Consider the following 24,136-nt stretch of genomic DNA (forward strand, 5'->3'; position numbering starts at 1 on the left):
CGAAAGGGAATGTTGTGTCCTCTGATACGTCCGATGCCCGCCCGCCGCAGTCAGACACCAAGACCCACAGCCACAGCGAGTCGGAGAACCCCGTCATCGACGCGCCGCAGCCCAAAGCCCATGCGCCGCTGACGAACAAGGACTGGTGGCCCGAGCAGGTCGACGTCTCGCTGCTGCACAAGCAGAACGAGAAGGGCAACCCGCTGGGGGAGGACTTCGACTACGCCACCGAATTCGCCAAGCTCGACGTCGAGGCATTCAAGCGCGACGTCGCCGAGGTCGTCACCACCTCGGTGGACTGGTGGCCGGCCGACTACGGCAGCTACGCCGGTCTGTTCATCCGGATGAGCTGGCACGCCGCAGGCACCTACCGCATCTTCGACGGGCGGGGTGGCGCCGGTCAGGGCGCGCAGCGGTTCGCCCCGTTGAACAGCTGGCCCGACAACGCCAACCTCGACAAGGCCCGCCGCCTGCTGTGGCCCATCAAGCGCAAGTACGGCAACAAGATCTCCTGGGCCGACCTGATCGCCTACGCCGGCAACGCCGCGCTGGAGTCCGCCGGCTTCGAGACCTTCGGTTTCGCGTTCGGCCGCGAGGACATCTGGGAGCCCGAGGAGATGCTGTGGGGCCAGGAGGACACCTGGCTGGGCACCGACAAGCGCTACGACGGCACCAACGACGGCGACCGTCAGCTCGCCGAGCCCTTCGGCGCCACCACGATGGGTCTGATCTACGTCAATCCCGAAGGGCCGGAAGGCAAGCCGGATCCGCTGGCCGCCGCGCACGACATCCGTGAGACGTTCGGCCGGATGGCGATGAACGACGAGGAGACCGCCGCGCTGATCGTCGGCGGCCACACGCTGGGCAAGACCCACGGTGCCGGTCCCGACGACGGGATGGGCCCCGAGCCCGAGGGCGCCCCGATCGAGGAGCAGGGCCTGGGCTGGAAGTGCCCGTTCGGTTCCGGCAAGGCCGGCGACACGATCACCAGCGGTCTCGAGGTCGTCTGGACCGGAACCCCCACCCAGTGGAGCAACGGCTACCTGGAGATCCTCTACGGCAACGAGTGGGAGCTGACCAAGAGCCCCGCCGGTGCCTGGCAGTTCGAGGCCAAGGACGCCGAGGCCACGATCCCGGATCCGTTCGGCGGCTCGCCTCGCAAGCCCACCATGCTCGTCACCGACGTCTCGATGCGGGTCGACCCCATCTACGGTCAGATCACCCGGCGCTGGCTCGACCATCCCGAAGAGATGAACGACGCCTTCGCCAGGGCCTGGTACAAACTGATGCACCGCGACATGGGCCCGGTCAGCCGCTACCTCGGACCGTGGGTGGCCGAGCCCCAGCTGTGGCAGGACCCGGTGCCCGCGGTCGACCACGAACTGGTCGACGAGTCGGACATCGCATCGCTGAAGAGCACGATCCTCGCGTCGGGTGTGTCGGTGCCTTCCCTGGTCAAGACGGCGTGGGCGGCGGCGGCCAGCTTCCGCGGCACCGACAAGCGCGGCGGCGCCAACGGTGCCCGGCTGCGCCTGGAGCCGCAGCGCAACTGGGAGGTCAACGAGCCTTCCGAGCTGGACAAGGTGCTGCCCGCTCTGGAGAAGGTCCAGCAGGACTTCAACGCCTCCGCCGGCGGCGGCAAGAAGATCTCGCTGGCCGACGTGATCGTGTTGGCGGGCTCGGCGGCGATCGAAAAAGCCGCCAAGGACGGTGGATTCGAGATCGACGTCCACTTCGCCCCGGGACGCACCGACGCGTCGCAGGAGCAGACCGACGCCGAGTCGTTCGCGGTGCTCGAGACGCGGGCCGACGGGTTCCGCAACTACGTGCGGCCGGGCGACAAGACTCCTGCCGAGAAGTTGCTCATCGACAAGGCGTACTTCCTCGACCTCACCGCACCGGAGATGACCGCTCTGATCGGTGGGCTGCGCGTGATCGGCGCCAACCACGGCGGCAGCAAGCACGGGGTGTTCACCGACACGCCGGGCACGCTGACCAACGACTTCTTCACCAACCTGCTCGACATGGGCACGGAGTGGAAGCCGTCGACCGACACCGAGAACGTCTTCGAGGGCCGCGATCGTGGCACCGGTGCGATCAAGTGGACCGCGACCGGCAACGACCTGGTGTTCGGGTCGAACTCGATCCTGCGGGGCATCGCCGAGGTCTACGCCCAGGACGACAGCGCGGGCAAGTTCGTCGAGGACTTCGTCGCTGCCTGGGTCAAGGTGATGAACAACGACCGGTTCGACCTGAAGTAGGCAGCCCTAGAGCCGGTTCTCCGGCCCGATGAGCGCCCACACCGTCTTCCCGCCCGCCGTGGGGATGCAGCCCCAGGCCCTGGTCAGGGCCGCGACCACGGCGAGGCCGGAGACGGTGTGGGCGCTGTCTGCGCTCTCGTGGCGGACAGCGGCGCGCGGGTCTCCGTCGCTGACCGCGATCGTCACCTGGTCCCCGACGGCCTCCACGGCCACCGTGGGGTGGCTGCGGGTGTGGGTCAGCACGTTGTCGACGAGCACGGTGACGACAGCCGACGCGGTGAGAATCGTGTCGTTGCGAGACCACGCGATCAGACAATCCATGACGAAGTGGCGGCCCGCACCGACGCTGGCCGGGGACGCGGTGAGCACTCTGCGCGCGCGCCGCCGGAAGTCGCCGACCCCGATCGCCGCGACCGCCTCGGTCTCGTTCGCCACCAGCGGCACGTGCCTCGTGACACCGCTGCGGCGGATCGTCGCGCGTGTCACCGCGTCGGCGGACACCAGGATGACCGGGACGTCGGGCCAGACGCTGACGTGCCACCGAGCGCTGGTGAAGGCGGCCCACGCGGTGATGGCAGGCACCGCGAGGGCGCTGACGTCGACGACCACCGCGTCGTGCTCGTCGAGTGCTGCCTTGATGACGCTGTCGCGGACATCGCGGTAGGTCCAGCTGTCGAGCGTCCCGGCCATCGTCACCAAGGCGTGTCCCGGTCGTCGGGTCACGCTGATGTCGACCGCGCTCTCGCTCATTCGGCTGGTGGCATCCCCCCGGGTACCGACGACAGTTTCTCCCTCAGAACCGCCAGCGCCGTGTCGGTAGCGCCGGCCAGGTCACTGTACCGCCGCTTGACCGCGGGCGAGGTGGCCTTCTCGGCGAGCTGGTGCGCGAGCCGGCGCTTCTCGATCAGCGATTGGATCGCCATCCAGAGTGCCCTCTCGAACTCACGGTCCTGGGCGCCGATCAGCGCCTCGGCCGTCCAGGCATGCCCGACATGGCAGCGGAAGTGGTCAGCGCTGGCGAAGTGCAACGGCCCGTTGCAATCCGGACACGTGTAACCGGCCGGTTGGTCGAACGTTTCGTGTGCGGCACTGATGTCGAAGCGGTGGGACATCGCGATGCGGTTCTCCGACTCCAGCGCCGGGTCCAGAGGGGCGTCCGCGGTGCGGGCACCGGGCAGCGCGAGTTGGGCCAGCAGGGCGCCGATGTCCGCCGCGCGCGCGATGCGATCGACCACGCCGGCATGTAGAGCATTGCGGGGCATCGCGGGGAACAGCGCCTCCTCGGGATCCTGGCATATCGTCGTGCCGCCGCGCGAGCGGATGGCGGCCAGGCCGAGCACCCCGTCGTCGAGCACGCCCGAGACCAGGACTCCGACGGCCTGCGGCCCGAAAGCGACTGCGACAGAACGGAACAGCGCATTCAGCGCGGGACGGTACCCGTTCTCGGTCGGCCCTTCGGAGAGCACGATCCGATGATCACGGGCCAGCAGATGTCGGCCGGGGACCGCGACGTAGATCCTGCCCGGCTCGACCGACATGCCGTCCTGGGCTGCCACCGCCTCGAGTGCCGTTCGCCGGTTGACGATGTCGGCGAGCACGCTGGGGGCTTGCGCCGGAAGGTGCAACGCCATCAGGACGGCGAACGGCAGGTCGGCCGGAAATCCGGCCGCCGTCTGCGACAGTGCCTCGACACCGCCCGCCGATCCGCCGATCGCCACCACGCCGCGCAGCGGACGTTCCTGCTCGATCGTCATCTCGTTCGCGTACCCCGACCGGGCGCCGGCAACCCCGAAGCCGCCGGGTGATCCGCCTGACGAAGACAAGGATCCGCCGAACGAAAGGGACCGGGGCTACGCGTTTGGCAGTGGGTCACTTGTGGACTTCCGACAAGTATGAAAGTGGTGGTAGCCGCAGACGCGGGCTCGGGACGCGCGCCGGCATCATACGACGCACAGAGCTTGGCCGGGGCGCTGTCGCGCCGAGACCACGACGTGCGGCTCGTCACGGCGTCTCCCGCGGATGTCGCAGCCACCGGTGATTACCGCATCATCAGGATGCCCGTCACGGAGGCCGAACCCGGCGCGCCGATGCCGATGATCAGTGAGATGGGCAGTTTTCTGGTCGACGAATACGCCGGGGAGCCGCCCGACGTCGTGCTGAGCCACGGGTGGGTGTACGGGATGGCTGCCGCGCTGGCTGCCAACCGTCGCCCGGTCGCGACAGTGCAGGCGTTCGCGGGGGTGTCCGACCGGGACCGCGCATCCGAGACCGCCGTCAGGATCGAGACGCTGCTGGCACGTAACGCCAGCATGGTCACGGCGCTCTGCAGTGACGACATGCACAAGATCGTCCGACTCGGCGCCCCGCGGTCGCGTGTCGGCATGCTGCCGTGCGGCATCGACGTCGACGCCTTCACTGCGGCGCCGGCGCAACGTGGTGGGGCGCGACACCGCATTGTCGCGCTCGTCGACGACCTGGCGGCGCCGCGTGGTGTCGGACACCTGATCGCCGCGCTGCCCGCCGTGCCGTCGGCGGAACTGTTCGTGCTCGGAGCGGGCGCGCCCGACGGGGAAGCGATGCACCAGGTGCTCGCCCACGCCCGTCGATCGGGCGTCGGGGCGCGGACACACGTGCTTTCTGCTGACGGCGACACCGACGTCGCCGCGTGGCTGGGCTCAGCCGACGTCGCCGTGTTGCCCTCGCCGTACGACCCCGACCCCCGGCTGGCGCTCACGGCGATGGCGTGTGGTGCGGCTGTGGTGGCCGTCGATACCGGCGGGCCGCGCGACGCCGTCGTCGCCGACGTGACCGGACTGTTGGTTCCGCCCGGACATCCCCGAGCGCTCAGCCGCGCCCTGCGTTCGGTGCTGGCGCAGAACGTTCTCCGGGAGGGCATGGGCCTCGCGGGCCGAGCGCGGGCGCGGTCGCGCTACAGCTGGGATCGCATCGCCGTCGACGCAGAGTTGATTTTCCAGGCGGTCACCCGAAGAGACGCGGTGTTCGCCTGATTCGGCGCTGAGCCGAGGTGACGCAGAGCTCGGCCGCTGCGTCAATTGTATTCTGCCGCAATGCTGTTCAGCCCTTCAGACCATCTCAACTTCTTGGAGAAGTTCCGTTTGACGAATTATCTCAAGGGTATTTGGCGCTCCATGCCTTCGCTTCAGGGACCACGGACCGTGCTCATCTGGCACGTGCACGGTTCGTGGACGGAGTCGTTCGTCGCAGGACGGCACCGCTATCTGATCCCGGTGAACGCACACCGGGACGACGATGGGAGAGGCCTCTCCGGCCGAGACTGGCCACGGGCGCACGAGGTGCCACTGAACACCCTGAGCGACAACGACATCGATCTCGTCGTGCTGCAGCGGACCCGCGACGTGGACCTCGCGGAGCGGTATCTCGGTCGCCGCCTCGGTGTCGAGGTGCCCGCGGTGTTCGTCGAGCACAACGCACCTCGGCCGTCTCCCGTGGACAGCGTGCACCCGATGGCCGACCGCACTGATGTGACGCTCGTCCACGTCACCGACTTCAACGAATTGATGTGGGACAACGGCGCCGCCCCGACCCGGGTGATCAGGCACGGTGTGGCCGACCGGGGAACTCTGTACACCGGCGAGGTCGACGCGGCTTCCACGATGATCAACGAACCGATACGTCGCTGGCGTACGGTCGGCGCGGACCTGCTCACCCCACTGAGCCGGTACGTGCCGATCGACGTGTGGGGCATGGGAACCGAAGAGCTGAACAGGGATCCGCGCTGTACCGGCGCCGTGACCGGCCGTGGCGACATCTCCGGCGCGGCGGTCCTGTCGGAAATGGCGCGTCGCCGCGTGTATCTGCACACGGCACGGTGGACGTCGTTGGGACTGTCGCTGTTGGAAGCGATGTGCGCGGGCATGCCTGTCGTGTCCGTCGCCGCGACGATGGCGCCTCTGGTGGTTCCGTCCGATGCGGGCGTCATCAGTGCCGATCCGGTGGTGCTGGGGGAGGCGCTCACCGGCTTCCTCGCGGATCCGGCGGCCGCGACGATGGCCGGCAAGGTGGCCCGCGAGCACGTCCTGACCCATTACGGACTCGATCGCTTTCACGACGATTGGGACCGGCTGATCGAGGAGGTGTGCGCGTGAGCGCTACCAGACATCGCATCGCGATGGTGTCCGAACACGCGAGTCCTCTTGCGGCGCTGGGCGGCGTCGATGCGGGCGGACAGAACGTCGCCGTCGCCGAACTGTCGGCCGCGCTGGCCGCACAGGGGCACGAGGTGGTCGTCTACACCCGTCGTGACGACGCTGACCTACTGGATCGCGTCGACACGGAGTTCGGCTACACCGTCGTACACGTGACCGCGGGGCCTGCGCAAAAGATACCGAAGGACCAACTCGCGCAGTACATGCCGGAGTTCGGTGATGCGCTCGCGGAAGACTGGAACCGATGGCATCCGCAGGTTGCCCATGCACATTTCTGGATGTCGGGACTGGCGACAGTACGGGCCGCACGCAGGCACCGCATACCGGTGGTGCAGACGTTCCATGCGCTCGGGGTGGTCAAGCGGCGCCACCAGGGCCGCGACGACACCAGCCCCGACGACCGCATCCGTCTCGAGACCGACCTGGCGCGCTCCGTCGACTGGGTGGCCGCGACATGCACCGACGAGGTGGCCGAGTTGCAGCGGCTGGGACGCGATGTCACCGCGATGTCCGTGGTGCCCTGTGGGGTGAATCCTCACGAGTTCAGCCACATCGGGCCGACCGCGACCTGCGGCGGCGCTCAGCGCATCGTGTCGGTGGGGCGCCTGGTGCCACGCAAGGGATTCGAGACCGTCATCCGTGCGATGCCGGCGATGCCGTCCGCCGAGCTGGTGATCGTCGGCGGCCCGGACAAGTCCGAACTCGACCACGATGCCGAGGCGCAGCGACTCAGTGCGATTGCCGCGCAGTGCGGTGTCGCCGACCGCGTGCACCTCTACGGGGCGATCGCCCGCGACGAGATGCCGATGCTGCTGCGCTCGGCCGACGTGGTGGCCGCCACCCCGTGGTACGAGCCGTTCGGCATCGTGCCCCTCGAAGCGATGGCGTGCGGGGTGCCGGTGGTGTGCAGCGCTGTGGGCGGCATGCTCGACACCGTCGCCGACGACGTCACCGGACGCCTGATTCCGCCGCGTGATCCGCAACGCTGCGCCGAGGCGATCACCCCGATCCTCGCCGATGCTGCGCTCCGCGCCGAGCTCGGCCGCGCGGGTCGCGCACGCGTCGAGAAGTGTTACTCGTGGACGCGCGTGGCCGAGGACATCGCGTCCGTCTACGCAATGCTGGCGGCGTCATGACCGCTCACGAGCGCTCGAGCAGTCGCACGGACCTCTCGGTGTCCGCCGGCAGGCGGTGGCGCGCGGCCAGCACCGCGGGTAGCGCCCGCATGGCCTCGGCCAACGCGGCGGCATGGGCCCGGTCGGTGGCCGCGGCCCGCACGAACGTCGCGAGCGCGCGCAGGCAGTGCCGCAGTGGCCGGCGCAACCAGGTCGTCAGCGAGGCGTTACGCATCGAGCGGGCGTCCTGCGCGGCGGTGGTGCCCCGCTGCAGCGAGGGCCGGTGGAACGCCGTGAGCCGGTCGCAGAAGCACAGGTCCCATCCGTGGGCGGCGAGGTCCCAGGCCAACAGCGTTTCCTCGCCCCGGAAGTGGATGATCGGCGAGAACCCGCCGACCGCCTCGAAGGCCGAGACCCGCACGATCGACGAACAGGCCAGAAAGCCCAGGACCGACGGGCCGGGCAATGCCGGATCGTGCCCCAGTGGGCTCGCCGCGAGGTCGGCCACGATCGGGTCCTCGCGCTCGTCGGGCAACACCACCGTGCGAGCGGCGAGCACCGCCACGGTGGGGTGCGCATCGAACAGGGACGCCGCCAGGCCGATCGACGTCGGGTCCCACCACGAGTCGTCGTCGCAGAACGCGACATACGGCGTCGAGGCCGTCGCCACACCGACATTGCGTGCGACCGCGCCCCGGTTCTCGCCGAGTTCGACGACGGTGAGCCGCCCCGCGGCCGCGTGTGCGAGTCGGCGCGCCATCTGCACCGAGTCGTCATCGGAAGCATTGTCCACGAGGATGATCGGAGAGCCGGTCGTGTCGAGTAGGCGACGGAGCACTGCCGCCAGCTCGGCGGATCGGTTGCGGCTGGCGATGACGAACGAGGTCCGGGCATCCGGCGGCGACACCATGGCCGACGGTGCTACCCCGGGTGGACCTTTCCAAACCGTTGCGCCGCGCGTGCTGGTCACCGGTGGCGAGGGTTTCGTGGGTCGGCACCTGTGCGCTCGGCTGGCCGCAGACGGCGCCGACGTGGTGAGTCTGGACAACCTGTCGACCAGTGCGCCGCGCACCGCTGATCTGCCCCCCGGAGTGCGGCTGATCATCCACGATGTCACCGTGTCGCTTCCGGACACGTTGGCGCACATGTTGTTCGACACGATCTACCACCTGGCGTGTCCGGCCTCTCCGCCCGACTACCTGCGTCTGCCGTTGCAGACGTTGCGGACCGGGGCCCTGGGCACCGAGACGGTCCTCGACCTGGCCCACCGAACCGGCGCTCGCGTGGTCCTGGCGTCGACCAGCGAGGTGTACGGTGACCCGCTCGAGCATCCACAGCACGAAAGCTACTGGGGAAACGTCAATCCCATCGGCCCCCGCAGCGTGTACGACGAGGCCAAGCGCTATGCCGAAGCGTTCGCGTTCGCCCACCACCGCGAACTCGGAACAGATATCGGGGTGGCCCGGATCTTCAACACGTACGGACCGGGGATGCGAGTCGACGACGGGCGAGCGGTACCCACGTTCTGTCATCAGGCCTTGGCCGGAATTCCCCTCACCGTCGCCGGCGCGGGGACTCAGACACGGTCGCTTTGCTACGTCGACGACACCGTGGGCGGTCTGATCGCGCTGGCACACAGCAAGGTCACCGGGCCCGTCAACATCGGCAATCCCGTGGAGTTGCCCGTCCGCCGGATCGCCGAGCTCATCCGTGACCTCGCCGGCGCCGATGTGCCGATCGAACACGGGCCGGCGGCCACCGACGATCCGCAGCGCCGCTGCCCCGACATCACCGCCGCCCGTGAACTGCTCGGCTGGTCACCGGCCGTCAGCTACCACGACGGTCTGGCCAGGACCGTCGACTGGTTCCGCGACTCCGCAGGGACCGACACGGCCACCACCACCCACGTGCCCGCCACCGGCGCCAGGTGAAAGGAGCCGACGATGCGAATCCTCGGAATCAATGCGGTCTTCCACGATCCGGCCGCCGCCCTGGTCATCGACGGCGAGATCGTCGCCGCCGCAGAAGAAGAGCGGTTCTCCCGCCGCAAGCACGGCAAGCAGGCGGTGCCGTTCTCCACCTGGGAACTCCCTGTCGCCGCGGCCCGCTGGTGCCTAGCGCACGCCGGCATCGAGGCGGCCGACCTGGATGCGGTCGGGTACTCCTACGACCCGGCGCTGATGGCCGACGAATCCGGGCTGACCGAAGGTCTCGACCGCGACTGGGAGTACCTGCGCACGCTCTATGCGCAGCGCGCCCCGCGATTCCTGGCCGCTGCGCTGCCGGGCCTCGACCCGGCCGTGGTGCGCCATGTCCGTCACCACGTCGCCCACGCCGCGTCCACCGCGCTGGCGTCGCCGCACCCCGACAGCGCGGTGCTGGTCGTCGACGGCCGCGGGGAACGGACCTCGATGCTGGCCGGTGTCTACCGCGACCACAAGGTGGACGTGCTGGCCACCCAGGACCTGCCGCACTCACTGGGCCTGCTCTACGAAAGCCTCACCGAGCACCTGGGTTTCACCAGGTCCAGCGACGAATACAAGGTGATGGCGATGGGCTCCTACGGCAGCCCGCGATTCATCGACGCGATGCGCGAGCGGGTGTACGCCTGCCCTGACGGCGGCTTCCGTACCGAGCCGATCACCTGGACCGACTTCGCGCCCGTGCGCGTCGCCGGTACCGGCGAGAAGGGCGGGGCGCTGGCCAGGCCGGAGCCGGTGCACGCCGACCTCGCGTGCAGCGTGCAGTTCGTCGTCGAAGAGGTGCTGCTGGACCTGGCATCCTGGCTGCGCGCGCGCGTCGACAGCGACTCTTTGTGTCTCGCGGGCGGTGTCGCGCTCAATTGCGTTGCCAACACCCGTCTGTACGCTGAGAGCGGTTTCGACCACATCTGGGTGCAGCCCGCCGCGGGAGATTCGGGCACGGCATTGGGCGCCGCCCTCGGCCTCGCCGCCGACCACGGCGAACCGATCGCCCCGATGACGTCGGCGCAACTGGGGCGGGAATGGTCCGACGGGGAGATCCGGGCCATCCTCGACCGTGCCGCAGTGCCCTACGAACAGCCTCACGACCTCGCACGCACCGTCGGGGAGGCGCTGGCCGACAACCAGCTCGTCGGCTGGTTCCAGGGCCGCTCGGAGTTCGGGCCCCGCGCGCTGGGCGGGCGTTCACTGCTGGCGGACCCGCGCCGGCTCGACAATCTGGAACGGCTCAACGACGTCAAGGGGCGCGAGCAGTTCCGCCCGGTGGCTCCGATGGTGCTGGCGGACCGGGCCGGCGAGATCTTCACCCGAGGCCCGCTGCCCAGCCCCTACATGCTGTTCGTCCACGATGTCGCCGACGCCTGGCGTGACCGCATCCCCGCCGTGACTCACGTCGACGGGACCGCGCGGGTGCAGACCGTCGACGAGAGCCTGCCGCTGCTGCACGCGACCATCGGACACTTCGCCCGATGCACCGGTGTGCCCGTGCTCGTCAACACCAGCTTCAACACCGCGGGCAGGCCGATGGTCGACAGCCCCGTCGACGCGCTCGAATGCTTCGGCAGCGCCCCTATCGACGTGCTCGTGCTGGGGCCCTTCGTGATTCGGCGCCGCCGATGACCCTCGACGCCACCATCGTGATCCCGACCATCGGTCGGTCCTCTCTGCAGCCCCTCATCACCGCGCTCGACCGCGGTGAAGGTCCCCGGCCGGCCCAGCTCGTCGTCGTCGACGACCGACCCGGCACACACAGCATGGAGCTGCAGTGCGACCTCCCGGTCACGGTGCTGCACAGCGGGGGACGCGGACCCGCCGCGGCGCGCAATGTCGGCTGGCGTGCTGCGGCGACACGATGGGTGTGCTTCCTCGATGACGACGTCATGCCCACCGCCACATGGCTTTCCGCGTTGGAGCACGACCTCGCGACCGCTGATTCGACGGCCGCGGCCGGCTCGCAGGGACTCCTCGAGGTGCCGCGGGAGGCCGACGGTCGCCCCACCGATGACGAGCACCGCACCCTGCGGTTGGCGACCGCGCAGTGGATCACCGCCGACATGGCCTACCGACGTGACGTGCTGGTCGAATCCGGCGGCTTCGATCACCGCTTCCCGCGTGCCTACCGTGAAGACTCCGACATCGCCCTGCGTATCACCGCAGCGGGCCACCGGATCGAACGCGGAAGCCGACGCTGCCTGCACCCGGTCGCTCCGGCGACGTGGCGGACAGCGCTGCGAGTACAGACCGGCAACCGCGACAACGCGTTGATGCGGCGCAAGTTCGGGCGTCGGTGGCGCGACCGGATCGGCGAAGGGCGCGGACGGCTGCCCGCCCACATCGCTGCCACCGGTGCGCTCGCCACCGCCGCGCTGGCAGCCGCAGCGCGACACCGCCGGACGGCAGCGGGCGCCGCGCTGGTGTGGGTGGGTTTGACCGCACAGTTCGCCACCCGCCGGCACCGCGCGAACTCACGCACTCTGGCCGAGCTCGGCCCGATCGTGGTGACCAGCGTGCTGATCCCGCCGCTGGCCGTGTGGCACCGCCTCGCCGGCGAATGGCAACACCGCAGCGCGAACGCCGAGCCGCCGCTGGCAGTGCTGTTCGACCGAGACGACACCCTGATCGCCGACGGCCCCTATCTCGGCGACCCGCGCGGGGTCCAGCCGGTGCCCGGCGCTCGCCACGCTCTCGACCGCCTGCGCCGCCGCGGACTGCTGCTCGCCGTAGCGACCAACCAGTCCGGTGTCGCTCGCGGACTTATCACCCCCGAGCAGGTGGGGCAGGTGAACACCGAAGTGGCCGATCGCCTCGGCCCGTTCGACAGCTGGCAGGTGTGCCTGCACGGCGAGGACGACGGTTGCACCTGCCGTAAACCCGCTCCCGGCATGGTGCTGGCAGCAGCCGCCGCTCTCGGAGTGCCGCCACGGCGGTGCGTGATGATCGGCGACACCGGCGGCGATGTCGGTGCCGCGCTGGCCGCCGGCGCACGGGCCATCCTGGTACCCACCGGCCGGACGCTGGTGGCCGAGATATCCGCCGCCCGGACGGATCCCCGGGCCGCGGTGGCGCCCACGCTGGCGGCGGCGGTGGAGCTGGTGCTGGGGGAGACACGATGAGCACCGCCGTGGTGGCCCGTCTCGACAGTGCGGGCGACGTCCTGATCACCGGTCCCGCGATCCGAGCGGTCGCCGACCGCCACGACCGGGTGGTGATGCTCGCCGGGCCTCGCGGCCGCGCGGCCGCCGAACTGCTGCCCGGGGTCGACGAGATCATCGACTGGCAGGCGCCGTGGGTGGATTTCGACTCCCCGGATCTGACGGCCGCGCACGCCGACGATCTGCTCAAGCGCCTGCGCGACGTGGCCCCGGAGCGGGCCTACATCTTCACCTCGTTCCACCAGTCGCCACTGCCGCTGGCACTGCTGTGCCGGATGGCCGACATCGGATGGGTGGGGGCCATCAGCGTCGACTACCCGGGCAGCCTGCTCGACCTGCGTCACCACGTCGACGACGACATCCCGGAGCCACTGCGCGCGCTGTCCCTGAGTCAGGCTGCGGGATGCGCCCTGCCACAGGGTGATACGGGCGGTTTGCGGGTGACTGGGGTGGAGCGCACGTCCACGTCGCTTCGACGCCGTATCGGTGCGGGGGAGTACGTGGTGTTCCACCCGGGTGCTGCGGTTCCCGCCCGCCGGCCCGGCGCGGGCCGCAGCCGCGCGATGGTCGCCGCACTCGTCACCGCCGGTCATCGCGTGGTCGTCACCGGCGGCCCCGACGAGACCGACCTCACCGCGCATGTCGCCGGCGCCGGCGCCGTCGACCTCGGCGGCGCCACCACGCTGGCCCAACTGGCCGCCGTCCTCGCCGAGGCGCGGGTGGTGATCGCGCCCAACACCGCAGCCGCGCACCTGGCCGCCGCCGTCGGCACGCCGGTGGTGTCGCTGTTCGCCCCCGTCGTCCCCGCCGCCCAGTGGGCCCCCTACGGAGTGCCCGTCACCATCCTGGGCGACCAGCACGCGCCGTGCCGCGCCAGCCGCGCCCGCGTATGCCCACTGCAGCGCCACACGTGCCTGGACGACATCACCGACAGCGCGCTGCTGGAGGCAGTGCAGGCCATCGGAAGGAGATCATCGTGATCGCAACGCATTTCGACGACCTGATCGGCGCCGTGAGACGCACGAGCGCAGAGATCGGTCAGGTACAGACGTGGGGCGCACAGCTCGCCGGCGTTCTCACCGGCGGCGGCCGACTGCTCGCGTGCGGCAACGGTGGCAGCGCCGCCGAAGCGCAACACCTGACCGCCGAATTGGTGGGCCGGTTCGCCGACGAACGGCAGCCACTCTCGGCGATCGCGCTGCACGCCGACACCTCGGCGCTGACCGCGGTGGTCAACGACTACGGCGGCGACGAGATCTTCGCCCGCGGGGTACGCGCCCACGGCCGCCCGGGTGACGTGCTCGTCACCCTCTCGACCAGCGGCACCAGCCAGAACGTGCTGACCGCGGTCAAGGCCGCCCACGAAATCGGGATGACGAGCTGGGCGCTCACCGGCCCGGCGCCCAACCCGCTGGCCGCCACCTGCACCGAGGCGATCTGTGTCGACGCGCCGACGACCGCGACGGTGCAGGAGGTGCATTTGTTGCTGGTGCACGCGCTGTGCATGGCTGTCGACGAACGCATCCTCGGGGGGTGCGCTCATGAGCGGTAAGCCTCTGGTCGTGGTCGGTGACACCCTGCTCGACGTCGACATCGACGGCAGCGCAACGCGACTCAGCCCCGAAGCGCCGGTGCCCGTCGTCGACGTCGAGCGCGGCTGGCATCGACCGGGCGGTGCGGGTCTGGCCGCTCTCCTGGCCGCGCGCACCCACGAGCACGTCATACTGATCACCGGGGTCGCAGATGATGCGGCGAGCCGAGAACTCTCGGATCTGCTGGCGTCGGCCGGCGTGCGAGTGCTCGCCCTGCCGATGCGCGGAGCCACCGTCACCAAGACGCGGGTGCGCGCCGGCGGGCAATCACTGGTGCGCATCGACCGCGGCGACGCCGTTCCGATCCCCGGCCCGCTGCCGCAGGCGGTTGCCGACGCGCTGTGCGCCGCCAGTGCGATCTGCGTGGCCGACTACGGGCGGGGGATGGCGGCACTGCCGGCGCTGCGGGAGGCACTGACCGCCGCGGCGGTGATCACCCCGGTGGTGTGGGACCCGCACCCGCGAGGGGCCGAGCCAGTCCCCGGTTGCCGAGTGGTGACGCCGAACGACGCTGAGGCACAACATTTCTGTGGCTCCGGCCACCGCGTCGAGGAGGTATTGTGCGAGCGCTGGCAGGTCGACGCCGTGTGCGTGACGCTGGGCGCGCGGGGTGCGCGCGTGTGCGGTGCGGACGGTTCCCGCACACACATCGGCACCCCCACCCTCGCCGCGACGGGCACGGTCCGCGAGGACACCTGCGGCGCGGGGGACCGCTTCGCCGTCGCCGTCACCGACGCGCTGGCCCGGGGCGCCGACACCGTCGCCGCCGTGACGTCCGCGGTGGACGCCGCCGCCCGGTTCGTCGCTGCCGGCGGTGCCGCCGGGGTATCGACCCCCGTCCCCGCCGCCCACGGCAGCCCGCTCACCGACTCAGAACCGGACGCCGTCGCGCTGGCCGACCGGCTGCGCGCCGACGGACGCACCGTCGTGGCCACCGGCGGATGCTTCGACCTACTGCACACCGGCCACATCCGGTTGCTGCGCACGGCAAGGGAATTGGGTGATGCACTGATCGTCGTCATCAACTCCGACGAATCGGTGCGGGCGCTCAAAGGCCCGAGCCGGCCCGTGATGACCGCCGAGGACCGCGCCTGTGTGCTGATGGCACTCGCGTGCGTCGACGCGGTGGCCATCTTCGACGAAGCGACCCCCGAGCGCATCCTGGCCACCTTGCGCCCCGACATCTGGGTCAAGGGCGGCGACTACACCGCCGACGCCCTGCCGGAGACCGACGTGGTGACCCGCCACGGCGGAGACGTCGTGATCGTGCCGATGGTCGCCGGTTACTCCTCGTCCACCCTGATCGCCGCCGCGCGTTCAGGCCATGTGAAAGGAAGCTCATGACCGATCCCACCACCCGCTCGCCCGGTGCCGTCCTGATCACCGGTGGTGCCTCCGGCCTCGGCGCCGCCGTCGTGGACGCGGTTGCCGCACAGGGCGGTACGCCCCTGGTATTGGACCGGGCCCGCCCGACCGGCGATGTGGCACACGTGTGCGCCGACCTCGCCGACACCGACGCCGTCGACGCCGCGGTTGCCAGCCTGGCCGACCAGGCCGGCGGGCAGATCGACGGCGTGTTCACCGCCGCCGGCATCGACTCGTGCGGCACCCTGCGCGACGTGCCGGCCAAGGAGTGGGAGCAGGTCGTCGTCGTCAACCTGCTCGGCACTGCTGCCGTCATCCGGTCCGCCCTGCCGTACCTGAAAACCGGGCGGAGTCGTATCGTCACGGTGGCCTCGACACTGGGCATCAAAGCGGTCAGCGACGCCACCGCGTACTGCGCCTCGAAGTTCGGCGTCGTCGGCTTCACGCGTGCGCTGGCCGCCGAGTTGGCCGGCGAGATCGGGGTGACCCTGCTGATTCCGGGTGGCATGCACACCCCGTTCTTCGACGGGCGCACCGAACAGTACAAGCCGCCCGCAGACGCCGTCCTCAGCCAGCCTGCCGACGTTGCGGCGACCGTGCTGGTCGCGCTGACGCAGCCGCCGGGCTGCGAGATCCGCGAACTCGTCGTGTGCGCGTCGACGGAATCCTCGTGGCCGTAAGCGTTTCCGAGCAGCCGCGCACGATCGTCGTGTTGCGTGCGCTCGGGCTCGGTGATCTGCTGACCGGGATTCCCGCGCTGCGCGGGCTGCGCCGACGCTATCCCGATGCGCGTATTCTGCTCGCCGCGCCGCAGCAGTACCTCGAGTTGGCGCTGCTCTCCGGTGCGGTCGACGACGTCGTCGACACCCCCGGCCTGGGCCCCCTTCGCGAAGCACCCAGTGAACCCGACCTGGCGGTCAACCTGCACGGCAGGGGACCGCAGAGCATCAGCGCGCTGTTGGCGCTGCGGCCCGCTCAACTACTGACCCATCACCACGACGCCCACCCCGCCATCGCGGGGCCGCCGTGGCGGGCCGACCTTCACGAGGTGGACCGCTGGTGCGCACTTCTGCATTGGGCCGGGATCGATTGCCGCGCAGACGATCTCACGGTAGACCGCCCGGAGGGTTATGACGACAACAGGGGGACGGTGGTGATCCATCCCGGTGCGGCCGCCCCATCGCGGCAATGGCCGCCGCATCGGTTCGCCGCGGTGGCCGCGGCCCTGGCCGGCGAGGGGCACCGAATCGTGGTCACCGGCTCGCCGGCCGAAGCGGACCTCGTGCAGACCGTGGTGCGCAAGGCAGGTCTGCCCCGCTCGGCCATCTGGCCCACCCCGGGACTGCTCGCACTGGTCGCCCTGATCAGCGACTGCGCGCTGCTGATCTGCGGCGACACCGGCGTGGGACACGTGGCCACCGCCACAGGCACCCCGTCGGTCCTGCTGTTCGGCCCCACCCCGCCGGCGCTGTGGGGGCCCCGCGGCGACGGCCGCCACGTCACACTGTGGGCCGGTGATCGCGGCGACCCGCACAGCGACGTGCCCGACGCGGGCCTGCTGCTGCTGACGGTGCCGCGGGTGCTCGACGCCGCCCGAGCCGCCCTGGTGGCCTGCCGGTGACCACCTCGTTGCGCATCGGTGTGGTCGGCGTCGGCTACGTCGGCCTCACCACAGCGGTCTGCCTGGCCCGCCACCACGACGTCGTCGCCGTCGACATCGACGAGCGCAAGGTGGCGACCCTCGCGTCGGGCGTTCCGATCATCGACGAGGCCGACCTGCCTGCACTGCTGACTCGCATGCTGGACTCCGGCCGCCTCGCCTTCAGCACCGATCACGAGGCGCTGGCGGACCGCGACGTCGTGTTCGTCTGCGTCTCGACCCCCAGCGGCCCCGACGGCGCCGCCGATCTCCACGCGCTCGACGCTGCCACCACACAGCTTGCCGACGTCATGCGGTCAGGGGCCGTCGTCACCGTGAAATCCACCGTTCCGGTGGGCACCACACGGCGAATCGCCTCGCGCCTGCGTCGCCGCGGGATCGGCGTGGTGACGAGCCCCGAGTTCCTGCGGGAAGGCCGCGCGATCGCCGACTTCACCCACCCCGACCGCGTGGTCGTGGGAGCGGACTCCGACTCCGATGCCGCGGCGGTGTGCGCCGCCTACGGTGCCGACCCCGCCACGGTGCTGCGCATGAGCCCGGAAAGCGCCGAACTGGCCAAGTACGCGAGCAACGCCTTCCTGGCTGTCAAGCTGTCCTACACCAATTCCCTTGCCCAGCTCTGCCACTCCTTCGGCGCCGACGTCGGCGACGTGACCGCCTGCATGGGCGCCGACGCGCGCATCGGCGCCGGCTTCCTGCAGCCCGGACCCGGCTGGGGTGGCTCCTGCCTGCCCAAAGACACAGCAGCGCTGGTGCATTCGGCACGCGAACGCGGAATCGCCGTGGCCGAAGTGGAAGCGGCGCGCCACACCAACGCCGCTCAGCCCGCCCGTATCCTCGCCGCTCTGCAGCAGGCGATGCCGTGTGCGGTCGACGGTTCCCGGATCACCCTGCTGGGGCTGACATTCAAGGCGGCGACCAGCGACACCCGCGACTCGCCCGCGCTGGCGGTCAGCGCCCACCTCGCTGCCGCCGGCGCCCACGTCTACGGTCACGACCCGCAACTGCATGCCATCGATCCGGCGGTGCTCGACGCCGCAGGAGTCACCGGCGTCGACGATCCGTACCGGGCGGCGAAGGAGGCCGACGCCGTCGTCGTGCTGACCGAATGGCCCCAGTTCCGGGACCTGGACTGGACGGCGATCGCCGACGGCGCGCCCGCCGCAGTGGTGGCCGACACCCGCAACCTGCTCGACCCCTCGGCCGTCACTGCGGCGGGGCTGCGCTACCTGGGCAACGGCCGGGCCGACGGTTTCTAGGCCGACGGTCTCTAGGCCGGGCGCGCCGGATCCGCTTCCATCGCCACGCCGGTGGACTGGAAGTAGACGCGTCGGGCGATCTCGACGGCGTGGTCGGCGAAGCGTTCGTAGAACCGGCCCAGCAGCACCATGTCTGCCGCGACCATCGGCCCGTGCCGCCACTGCGGTGCCGCGACCCGCCCGAACAGCTCACGGTGCAGCGCGTCCATCCGTTCGTCGTCCGCGCAGATCCGTTCGGCCAGCGCCGCGTCGAGCGAACGGACCGCGTCGCGTGCCTCGTCGGCCATCCGCACCGCCGTCGCGCCCATCTCGGTGAACAGATCGGCGATCTCCGCGGGCGTCGCACGCTCCGGGTGATTCCGCGCCGCGGCACGGCCGACATGCGACGCCAACGCGCCCATTCGGTCGGCGTCGGCGCCGATGTGCAGGGCCGCCACCACGGTCCGCAGATCCCGTGCCACGGGCGCCTGTAGGGCCAACAGTCGCAGGGCGCGGTCGTTGACCGACGCCCCGAGCGACGTCAAGTCACGAAGATCCCCACGTAACCGCTGCGCCCGGGCGGCGTCAGCGTCGAGCAGCGCGACCGTGGCCGACTGCATCATGGCCGAGGCGCGATCGCACATCTCGGCGAGATCGCTCACCAGAGAGTCCAGTGTGTCGTGGAATTCGTTGCGCATGGGCACCTCGAGATCGACCGATGCGCGACCATTACCCGAACGAGTCGACGCCAAACCTCCTTTCGATGCGAGTAAATTCCTCCGTGTCGAACGGCTCCGACTGAAGATTGGTACCCGCGGATGTTCCGGCTAGGTGATGTGTGAGCGATAGCAACGGCAGCAATGGCAACGGCGGCGATACCACCGGCAGCGATCCCAATAACGAAGCCGAGACTTTCGAAGATCTTCTCCGCTATCTGCGCGACGCACGCGGGTTCGACTTCACCGGATACAAGCGCACCTCGCTGATGCGGCGCGTGCGACACCGCATGGAACAAGCCGGCTACAGCACTTTCGAGGAGTACCTCGACGCTCTGCAGGCCAGCGCCGACGAGTTCTCGGCACTGTTCAACACGATCCTGATCAACGTGACGAGCTTCTTCCGCGACATGGAGGCGTGGGACTACGTCCGCGACGAGGTGATTCCGGCGATGCTGGCGCAGCGCGGTCCCGGTGACCCGATCCGCATCTGGAGCGCCGGCTGCGCATCAGGCCAGGAGGCGTACACGCTCGCGATGCTGCTGGCCGAGGCGATGGGAGTCGACGACTTCCGCCAACGCGTCAAGATCTACGCCACCGACGTCGACGAGGAGGCGCTGACCGAGGCACGGATGGCCTCCTACGACGCGCGCGCGGTGGAATCGGTGCCGCCGCCGCTGCTCGAACGGTATTTCGATCCGGTCAACGGGCGTCACGTGCTGCGCAAAGATCTGCGCCGCTCGGTGATCTTCGGCCGCAACGATCTGGTCAACGACGCCCCGATCTCCCGGGTCGACCTGCTCGTGTGCCGTAACACGTTGATGTACTTCAACGCCGACACCCAGGCCAACGTGCTCAGCAGGCTGCACTTTTCCCTCGCCCCGCGCGGCGTGCTGTTTCTCGGGCACGCCGAGATGCTGCTCAGCCACACCGATCGCTTCACCCCGATCAACCTCAAGCACCGCTTCTTCCGGAAGTCGCCGTCATCGGTCGACGCGGTCGCGTCCTACCGGTCACCCGCGTTCGGCGATCGCCGCTACGAGGTGTCGGCGCTGGACTCGATCCGCGACCTCGCCTTCCACGCCAGCCCGGTGGCGCAGATCGTCGTCACGGGGGACGACACCGTGGCAATGGTCAACCAGCAGGCCGAGGCCACGTTCGGGCTGTCGGGCCGCGACATCGGTCGGCTCCTGCGCGACCTCGAGGTGTCCTACCGTCCGGTCGAGCTACGCGGCTACGTCGAGCAGGCGAAGGTGGAACGACGGTCGGCCCGCATCCCCGACGTCACCTGGCAGCGTCCCGGCACCGACGACATCTGGTTCGAGATCCACGTCAACCCTCTGGTCGACGGGCAGAACGGGCTGGTCGGCATCTCGATCGTGTTCTTCGACGTGACCGCAACCCGCGCGCTGCTCGACAAGGTGGTCCTCACCAACAGCCGGCTCGAAACCGCCTACGAGGAGCTGCAGTCGACCAACGAGGAACTCGAGACCACCAACGAAGAGCTGCAGTCGACGGTCGAGGAACTCGAGACCACCAACGAAGAGCTGCAGTCCACCAACGAAGAGCTCGAGACCATGAACGAGGAGCTGCAGTCCACCAACGACGAGTTGCACACGATCAACGATGCGCTGCGCGAGAGCAGCCTCGAACTCGACGAGACCACAGCGTTTCTCGACTCGCTGATCACCTCCGTACGGTTCGGTCTGACGGTGGTGGACCGGCAGACCCAGGTGCTGGTGTGGAACCGTGGCTGCGAGGAACTGTGGGGGCTGCGCGCCGACGAGGTGATCGGCCGGCCGTTCGCAGATCTCGACGTCGGGCTCCCCATCGAGGCGCTGAAGCCGCTGATCGGGCAGGTCTTCGTCGATCCCGACGTACTCGAGGAGACGACCGTCGACGCCGTCACCCGGCGCGGACGCGACGCGCGAGTGCTCGTGTCGTGCTCGGCATTTCGATCCGCCGACGGCGCGGTCAACGGGGCGCTGCTGCTGATGCGGGTGACCGAGCAGAACGACTAGGAGGCCGGTGTGCGCGGGGCGTAGCGCAGGATCGCGGCGACGCCCTCCCGCGGGCTCAGCCGCTCATCCATGCCGATGAGATCGGCGTCGATGGCCACCGCGGCGAAGGGGAGTGCCTCGTCGGCGCGCACCGTGGTCCTCGCTGCAGTGCCCAGCTCGGAGAGCACCTCCGGGGTAGGGGCGACGGTCAACGCCGATTCCCCGATGACCACGGTGGATTCGCCGAGATCCCCGATGATCAAGGTCTCGACCGCACCCTCGCGCAGGGCCGCGCACACCCCGGCGAGGCCTTCGGTGGCAAGCCCGGATTCGCGGTTGATCTCTCCTGAAAAGCGTTGTGCTGCGGTATCGATGAGCTCGACCCGGCGCAAGCGTAACCGGGTGTCGATGTCGTGGGCCAGAGCGTCGACGTCGACGCTGCCCCGCGCTCCGGCGTTCACCTCGACCGCCCTCTCGGCAACCCGCTGCGGCAGGACGGCCAGCAGATCGGCTCGGGAGCGTATCTCGCCGACGACGAACACAAAGTCCGGATCGGCGTCGTCGACGGCCGCAGTCACCTCGTCGGCGACCTCTTGAACGTTCTTCGTGCGGGCGCCCTCGGCTGTCCTCTGCGGGTCACCGTAGCCTGCGTTCTCGGCTCCCGCGGCCTTGTGCACCGGATAGCGGTCGCCGTCGACGGTCGTCGCGTGGGTGCGCCCGGCCCGGTGGACGGTGATGTCGGCCCCGGCGTGGTCGACGGCCACCGTCAGATACGGCGGGTCGTCGACGCCGTGCACGACGATGGGCACCAGGTAGGGCAGGGGTGACAGCCGCACGATCGTCGCATCTGGCGGTCTGATGAGCCGCTGATCGAGATGGACTGCGGCGCGCGTGGCGATCACCGCGCGGCCGCCGCGGCCCACCGTGACCGGCGCGCCGGTGAGAGTGGTGCGGACCGTGCCGACCAATGCGTCGTCCGCGCCTTGGCTCATGAGGTCCTCCTCGATGGCGCGCCAGCGCAATTCGGCCTGCTTGGCGGCGTCAGCGGTGTTGTGACTGTCCTCGACGCAGACGGAAGCGAAGGGCCCCGGTGCGTCGATCAAGGTACGAAATCTGGTGGGCTGCATATCGGCGGGATGCCCGGCGCACACCGGCACAAACGATCACCTGCGCAGCTGACCCGCGGCGACCCGGAGATCGGAGACCAGCGACGCCAGAGAGTCCTCCCGCGCCTCCGCGGGGCCGCGCAGTACGGCCGACGGATGCAGGGTCGCGACGACGGCGGGATCGTTTCTCGCGCTGACGTCGCCCGGAAGCCGCAACACCTCACCGCGGTGGGCGGTGAGTCTGAAATCGTTGCCCAGCAATGACTTCGCCGCCGTCGCGCCGAGGCACACGATCACCTCCGGGGCCACCGCATCCAGTTCGGCGAGCAGCCACGGCCGGCACGAGACCACCTCGGTGCGACTGGGCGTCTTGTGGATGCGGCGGGTGCCGCGTTCGGCGGGCACGAACTTGAAGTGCTTGACGGCGTTGGTCACATAGAGCGGTTCGCGGTCGATACCCGCTTCGCGCAGCGCCGTGTCGAGCAACCGCCCGGCAGGACCGACGAAAGGTTCACCGCTGCGATCCTCCTGATCGCCGGGCTGTTCACCGACGAGCATCATCCGCGCCCCGGCCGGTCCTTCACCGAAAACGGTCTGGGTGGCGTCGGAGAACAGATCGCAGCCGCGACAGGCACCTGCCGCGGCTGCGAGATCGTCGAGGTCGGTGCTCGACGGCAGGAAGTCGGCGGCGGTGACCGTGGGCGCACGGGAGGGCATGCCGTCGGGGTACCCACCGCGCGGAGGACATCACGAGAAGTCCGTCCTACGAAGCGTTCCCCGCCGCGTGGGGGATCCTGCGACGTCGTCGGGGCCACTTTGCGAAGTCGTCACCATCGCCCGAGCGAAGTCACGCAAACAGGACATACTTGTCCGAGGAGGGTCCTCGGCCCTTCGCGCGGATGGTTCAACACCGAAGCCGCCCGCCTCTGACGACGTACTGCACAGGAGGCGCCCGAGAATGACACACGACCCCGACACCGCGACTCTGCACGACCTCTTCATCGCTCTGCATGGACTCCCGGATGATTCGCCGCAGCGGGAGCGGCTGCGCACCCGCATCATCGAGCAGTGCCTGCCCATCGCCGAACGCATCGCCCGCCGCTACGACCGGCGCGGCGAAACGCACGACGACCTCGTCCAGGTGGCGCGCGTCGGATTGATGAACGCGGTGAACCGGTTCGATCCCACAGCCGGCCCCGAGTTTCTCTCCTACGCCATTCCCACCATGATGGGTGAGGTCAAACGCTATTTTCGCGATTGCAGCTGGTCGGTGAACGTGCCGCGCCGCCTCAAAGACCTCTATCCGGCGATCGGCCCGCTCACCGCTGAGCTGACCCAGCGGCTGGGGCGGGCCCCGACGGCACGAGAGCTCGCTGACGCGCTCGGGGTCGATCACCAGGAAGTCGTCGAAACACTCACCGCTGCAGCGGGTTTCAAGCCGCGGTCGTTGGACTACACCACATCGCGCGACGAGGACGACGGGCCCACGTTGGCCGACCGGCTCGGCCAGCCCGATCCCGGGATCAGCTTCGTCGAGGACCGCGACGCGCTGCGCGCACAGCTCGAGTTGCTGCCTGCCCGGGAGAACCGGATCATCGTGCTGCGCTTCTTCGAGTCGCTGACACAGAGCGAGATCGCCGAACAGATGGGTATCTCGCAGATGCACGTGTCCCGGCTGCTCAGCCAGTCACTGCGTCGGCTTCGCGACGGCATGCTCGATGATCGCCCGCAGACGAAGGTGGCCTGACCGAAGAACACGCGC

General features: G+C 69.7%; 21 protein-coding genes. 15 read left to right on the plus strand and 6 right to left on the minus strand.

The window, feature by feature from the left end:
- The first annotated feature begins 14 nt into the window (after nucleotides 1-14).
- Complete coding sequence (katG, locus tag PGN37_RS06080) at nucleotides 15-2,261, plus strand: catalase/peroxidase HPI (RefSeq protein ID WP_335330128.1); 2,247 nt, start codon at nucleotides 15-17, stop codon at nucleotides 2,259-2,261.
- 6 nt (nucleotides 2,262-2,267) lie between these two features.
- On the opposite strand, the gene PGN37_RS06085 is transcribed toward katG, so the two are convergent.
- Together PGN37_RS06085 and PGN37_RS06090 are read right to left on the minus strand one after the other, a co-directional pair.
- Nucleotides 2,268-3,011 carry an STAS domain-containing protein gene (locus PGN37_RS06085; protein ID WP_335330129.1) on the minus strand — a complete coding sequence of 248 codons (744 nt, stop codon included), beginning with the start codon at nucleotides 3,009-3,011 and terminating at the stop codon, nucleotides 2,268-2,270.
- Complete coding sequence (locus PGN37_RS06090) at nucleotides 3,008-4,015, minus strand: chemotaxis protein CheB (RefSeq protein WP_335330130.1); 1,008 nt, start codon at nucleotides 4,013-4,015, stop codon at nucleotides 3,008-3,010. The genes PGN37_RS06085 and PGN37_RS06090 overlap by 4 nt, the downstream gene beginning before the upstream one ends.
- A gap of 138 nt (nucleotides 4,016-4,153) precedes the next feature.
- Here PGN37_RS06090 and PGN37_RS06095 point away from each other — a divergent pair, with 138 nt between their 5' ends.
- The 3 genes from PGN37_RS06095 to PGN37_RS06105 all read left to right on the plus strand — a co-directional run bounded on the left by PGN37_RS06095 (nucleotide 4,154) and on the right by PGN37_RS06105 (nucleotide 7,584).
- On the plus strand, nucleotides 4,154-5,269 hold the full coding sequence (locus PGN37_RS06095) for a glycosyltransferase (RefSeq protein WP_335330131.1): 1,116 nt from the start codon (nucleotides 4,154-4,156) through the stop codon (nucleotides 5,267-5,269).
- Nucleotides 5,270-5,410: 141 nt separating this feature from the next.
- Nucleotides 5,411-6,388: a glycosyltransferase gene (locus PGN37_RS06100; protein ID WP_335330132.1), complete on the plus strand. Its 978-nt coding sequence runs from the start codon at nucleotides 5,411-5,413 to the stop codon at nucleotides 6,386-6,388.
- A 23-nt stretch (nucleotides 6,389-6,411) separates the two neighbouring features.
- Nucleotides 6,412-7,584 (plus strand): glycosyltransferase, encoded by a 1,173-nt coding sequence (locus PGN37_RS06105; protein ID WP_335330329.1) that lies wholly within the window; start codon nucleotides 6,412-6,414, stop codon nucleotides 7,582-7,584.
- A gap of 4 nt (nucleotides 7,585-7,588) precedes the next feature.
- Here the strand turns inward: PGN37_RS06105 and PGN37_RS06110 are convergent, their stop codons facing one another.
- The gene (locus PGN37_RS06110; RefSeq protein WP_335330133.1) at nucleotides 7,589-8,473 is read right to left on the minus strand and encodes a glycosyltransferase family 2 protein; all 885 of its coding nucleotides are present in this window, start codon (nucleotides 8,471-8,473) and stop codon (nucleotides 7,589-7,591) included.
- On the opposite strand from PGN37_RS06110, the gene PGN37_RS06115 reads away from it, so the two are divergent.
- Genes PGN37_RS06115 through PGN37_RS06155 form a run of 9 tightly spaced genes read left to right on the plus strand, consistent with a single transcriptional unit; the run spans nucleotide 8,472 to nucleotide 18,573 of the window.
- A complete protein-coding gene (locus PGN37_RS06115; RefSeq protein ID WP_335330134.1) occupies nucleotides 8,472-9,494 on the plus strand; it encodes an NAD-dependent epimerase/dehydratase family protein in 1,023 nt (340 codons plus the stop codon). The two genes, PGN37_RS06110 and PGN37_RS06115, sit on opposite strands and share 2 nt — an antisense overlap.
- Before the next feature lie 12 nt (nucleotides 9,495-9,506).
- Nucleotides 9,507-11,165 carry a carbamoyltransferase family protein gene (locus PGN37_RS06120; RefSeq protein ID WP_335330135.1) on the plus strand — a complete coding sequence of 553 codons (1,659 nt, stop codon included), beginning with the start codon at nucleotides 9,507-9,509 and terminating at the stop codon, nucleotides 11,163-11,165.
- On the plus strand, nucleotides 11,162-12,658 hold the full coding sequence (locus PGN37_RS06125) for an HAD-IIIA family hydrolase (protein WP_335330136.1): 1,497 nt from the start codon (nucleotides 11,162-11,164) through the stop codon (nucleotides 12,656-12,658). The genes PGN37_RS06120 and PGN37_RS06125 overlap by 4 nt, the downstream gene beginning before the upstream one ends.
- Nucleotides 12,655-13,677, plus strand: a complete 1,023-nt coding sequence (locus tag PGN37_RS06130; protein WP_335330137.1) for a glycosyltransferase family 9 protein — start codon at nucleotides 12,655-12,657, stop codon at nucleotides 13,675-13,677. The genes PGN37_RS06125 and PGN37_RS06130 overlap by 4 nt, the downstream gene beginning before the upstream one ends.
- Complete coding sequence (locus PGN37_RS06135; protein WP_335330138.1) at nucleotides 13,674-14,249, plus strand: D-sedoheptulose-7-phosphate isomerase; 576 nt, start codon at nucleotides 13,674-13,676, stop codon at nucleotides 14,247-14,249. Before PGN37_RS06130 ends, PGN37_RS06135 begins: the two co-directional genes overlap by 4 nt.
- Nucleotides 14,239-15,633, plus strand: a complete 1,395-nt coding sequence (gene rfaE2, locus PGN37_RS06140) for a D-glycero-beta-D-manno-heptose 1-phosphate adenylyltransferase (protein ID WP_335330139.1) — start codon at nucleotides 14,239-14,241, stop codon at nucleotides 15,631-15,633. The genes PGN37_RS06135 and rfaE2 overlap by 11 nt, the downstream gene beginning before the upstream one ends.
- Complete coding sequence (locus PGN37_RS06145; protein WP_335330140.1) at nucleotides 15,630-16,334, plus strand: SDR family oxidoreductase; 705 nt, start codon at nucleotides 15,630-15,632, stop codon at nucleotides 16,332-16,334. Before rfaE2 ends, PGN37_RS06145 begins: the two co-directional genes overlap by 4 nt.
- A complete protein-coding gene (locus PGN37_RS06150; RefSeq protein WP_335330141.1) occupies nucleotides 16,325-17,275 on the plus strand; it encodes a glycosyltransferase family 9 protein in 951 nt (316 codons plus the stop codon). The genes PGN37_RS06145 and PGN37_RS06150 overlap by 10 nt, the downstream gene beginning before the upstream one ends.
- Nucleotides 17,272-18,573 (plus strand): UDP-glucose dehydrogenase family protein, encoded by a 1,302-nt coding sequence (locus PGN37_RS06155; RefSeq protein ID WP_335330142.1) that lies wholly within the window; start codon nucleotides 17,272-17,274, stop codon nucleotides 18,571-18,573. Before PGN37_RS06150 ends, PGN37_RS06155 begins: the two co-directional genes overlap by 4 nt.
- A gap of 11 nt (nucleotides 18,574-18,584) precedes the next feature.
- Here the strand turns inward: PGN37_RS06155 and phoU are convergent, their stop codons facing one another.
- Nucleotides 18,585-19,250, minus strand: coding sequence for a phosphate signaling complex protein PhoU (phoU, locus tag PGN37_RS06160; RefSeq protein ID WP_335330143.1), 666 nt, complete (start codon nucleotides 19,248-19,250; stop codon nucleotides 18,585-18,587).
- Nucleotides 19,251-19,486: 236 nt separating this feature from the next.
- Between phoU and PGN37_RS06165 the strand changes: the two genes are divergently transcribed.
- On the plus strand, nucleotides 19,487-21,289 hold the full coding sequence (locus PGN37_RS06165; RefSeq protein ID WP_442932870.1) for a CheR family methyltransferase: 1,803 nt from the start codon (nucleotides 19,487-19,489) through the stop codon (nucleotides 21,287-21,289).
- Here the strand turns inward: PGN37_RS06165 and PGN37_RS06170 are convergent.
- Nucleotides 21,286-22,395 (minus strand): Rv2629 family ribosome hibernation factor, encoded by a 1,110-nt coding sequence (locus PGN37_RS06170; RefSeq protein WP_335330145.1) that lies wholly within the window; start codon nucleotides 22,393-22,395, stop codon nucleotides 21,286-21,288. The two genes, PGN37_RS06165 and PGN37_RS06170, sit on opposite strands and share 4 nt — an antisense overlap.
- A 36-nt stretch (nucleotides 22,396-22,431) precedes the next feature.
- A complete protein-coding gene (locus PGN37_RS06175; RefSeq protein ID WP_335330146.1) occupies nucleotides 22,432-23,091 on the minus strand; it encodes a UdgX family uracil-DNA binding protein in 660 nt (219 codons plus the stop codon).
- Between the two features lie 241 nt (nucleotides 23,092-23,332).
- Here PGN37_RS06175 and PGN37_RS06180 point away from each other — a divergent pair, with 241 nt between their 5' ends.
- On the plus strand, nucleotides 23,333-24,121 hold the full coding sequence (locus PGN37_RS06180; protein ID WP_335330147.1) for a SigB/SigF/SigG family RNA polymerase sigma factor: 789 nt from the start codon (nucleotides 23,333-23,335) through the stop codon (nucleotides 24,119-24,121).
- Nucleotides 24,122-24,136: the final 15 nt, after the last annotated feature.

Origin of the sequence: Mycobacterium kyogaense (assembly GCF_036946525.1) — a bacterium.
Lineage (GTDB): Bacteria > Actinomycetota > Actinomycetes > Mycobacteriales > Mycobacteriaceae > Mycobacterium > Mycobacterium kyogaense_A.

Excerpts from the sequence above, each read along its gene's own strand:
- PGN37_RS06105 (WP_335330329.1), top strand. The coding sequence starts at position 6,412 with ATGGTGTCCGAACACGCGAGTCCTCTTGCGGCGCTGGGCGGCGTCGAT.
- rfaE2 (WP_335330139.1), top strand. The coding sequence starts at position 14,239 with ATGAGCGGTAAGCCTCTGGTCGTGGTCGGTGACACCCTGCTCGACGTC.
- phoU (WP_335330143.1), bottom strand. The coding sequence starts at position 19,250 with ATGCGCAACGAATTCCACGACACACTGGACTCTCTGGTGAGCGATCTC.
- PGN37_RS06085 (WP_335330129.1), bottom strand. The coding sequence starts at position 3,011 with ATGAGCGAGAGCGCGGTCGACATCAGCGTGACCCGACGACCGGGACAC.
- PGN37_RS06115 (WP_335330134.1), top strand. The coding sequence starts at position 8,472 with ATGGCCGACGGTGCTACCCCGGGTGGACCTTTCCAAACCGTTGCGCCG.
- PGN37_RS06090 (WP_335330130.1), bottom strand. The coding sequence starts at position 4,015 with ATGACGATCGAGCAGGAACGTCCGCTGCGCGGCGTGGTGGCGATCGGC.
- PGN37_RS06100 (WP_335330132.1), top strand. The coding sequence starts at position 5,411 with ATGCCTTCGCTTCAGGGACCACGGACCGTGCTCATCTGGCACGTGCAC.
- PGN37_RS06145 (WP_335330140.1), top strand. The coding sequence starts at position 15,630 with ATGACCGATCCCACCACCCGCTCGCCCGGTGCCGTCCTGATCACCGGT.
- PGN37_RS06130 (WP_335330137.1), top strand. The coding sequence starts at position 12,655 with ATGAGCACCGCCGTGGTGGCCCGTCTCGACAGTGCGGGCGACGTCCTG.
- PGN37_RS06175 (WP_335330146.1), bottom strand. The coding sequence starts at position 23,091 with ATGCCCTCCCGTGCGCCCACGGTCACCGCCGCCGACTTCCTGCCGTCG.
- PGN37_RS06125 (WP_335330136.1), top strand. The coding sequence starts at position 11,162 with ATGACCCTCGACGCCACCATCGTGATCCCGACCATCGGTCGGTCCTCT.
- PGN37_RS06095 (WP_335330131.1), top strand. The coding sequence starts at position 4,154 with ATGAAAGTGGTGGTAGCCGCAGACGCGGGCTCGGGACGCGCGCCGGCA.
- PGN37_RS06120 (WP_335330135.1), top strand. The coding sequence starts at position 9,507 with ATGCGAATCCTCGGAATCAATGCGGTCTTCCACGATCCGGCCGCCGCC.
- PGN37_RS06170 (WP_335330145.1), bottom strand. The coding sequence starts at position 22,395 with ATGCAGCCCACCAGATTTCGTACCTTGATCGACGCACCGGGGCCCTTC.
- PGN37_RS06110 (WP_335330133.1), bottom strand. The coding sequence starts at position 8,473 with ATGGTGTCGCCGCCGGATGCCCGGACCTCGTTCGTCATCGCCAGCCGC.
- PGN37_RS06180 (WP_335330147.1), top strand. The coding sequence starts at position 23,333 with ATGACACACGACCCCGACACCGCGACTCTGCACGACCTCTTCATCGCT.